This is a genomic window from Psychrobacter sp. MF31, from assembly GCF_012847335.1.
Taxonomy (GTDB): Bacteria; Pseudomonadota; Gammaproteobacteria; order Pseudomonadales; family Moraxellaceae; genus Psychrobacter.
In genome coordinates this window covers 1-1,293 of sequence record NZ_JABBDX010000020.1, presented here as the reverse complement: position 1 = coordinate 1,293, position 1,293 = coordinate 1, and the positions used below count along the sequence as shown (strand labels likewise).

Below are 1,293 nucleotides of genomic sequence, written 5' to 3'. Positions count from 1 at the left end.
GTGCTCTTCCGATCTGTACCGGTTAGCTCAACGCATCGCTGCGCTTACACACCCGGCCTATCAACGTCGTCGTCTTCAACGTTCCTTCAGGACTCTCAAGGAGTCAGGGAGAACTCATCTCGGGGCAAGTTTCGTGCTTAGATGCTTTCAGCACTTATCTCTTCCGCATTTAGCTACCGGGCAGTGCCATTGGCATGACAACCCGAACACCAGTGATGCGTCCACTCCGGTCCTCTCGTACTAGGAGCAGCCCCCCTCAGTTCTCCAGCGCCCACGGCAGATAGGGACCGAACTGTCTCACGACGTTCTAAACCCAGCTCGCGTACCACTTTAAATGGCGAACAGCCATACCCTTGGGACCTACTTCAGCCCCAGGATGTGATGAGCCGACATCGAGGTGCCAAACACCGCCGTCGATATGAACTCTTGGGCGGTATCAGCCTGTTATCCCCGGAGTACCTTTTATCCGTTGAGCGATGGCCCTTCCATTCAGAACCACCGGATCACTATGACCTGCTTTCGCACCTGCTCGCGCCGTCACGCTCGCAGTCAAGCTGGCTTATGCCATTGCACTAACCTCCTGATGTCCGACCAGGATTAGCCAACCTTCGTGCTCCTCCGTTACTCTTTAGGAGGAGACCGCCCCAGTCAAACTACCCACCAGACACTGTCCGCAACCCGGATTACGGGTCAACGTTAGAACATCAAACATTAAAGGGTGGTATTTCAAGGTCGGCTCCATGCAGACTGGCGTCCACACTTCAAAGCCTCCCACCTATCCTACACATCAAGGCTCAATGTTCAGTGTCAAGCTATAGTAAAGGTTCACGGGGTCTTTCCGTCTTGCCGCGGGTACACTGCATCTTCACAGCGAGTTCAATTTCACTGAGTCTCGGGTGGAGACAGCCTGGCCATCATTACGCCATTCGTGCAGGTCGGAACTTACCCGACAAGGAATTTCGCTACCTTAGGACCGTTATTGTTACGGCCGCCGTTTACCGGGGCTTCGATCAAGAGCTTCGCTTGCGCTAACCCCATCAATTAACCTTCCGGCACCGGGCAGGCGTCACACCGTATACGTCCACTTTCGTGTTTGCACAGTGCTGTGTTTTTAATAAACAGTTGCAGCCAGCTGGTATCTTCGACTGATTTCAGCTCCATCCGCGAGCAACTTCACCTACATATCAGCGTGCCTTCTCCCGAAGTTACGGCACCATTTTGCCTAGTTCCTTCACCCGAGTTCTCTCAAGCACCCTATAGTGAGGCACCCTATAGTGGTCGTGTAGGGAAAGG

The 1,293-nt window shown here is 53.7% G+C and carries 1 rRNA gene; it reads right to left on the bottom strand.

Features of this window, described 5'->3' with window-relative positions:
- Positions 1-1,293: ribosomal RNA gene (locus HF322_RS11580) — 23S ribosomal RNA — on the bottom strand; the annotation flags it as partial.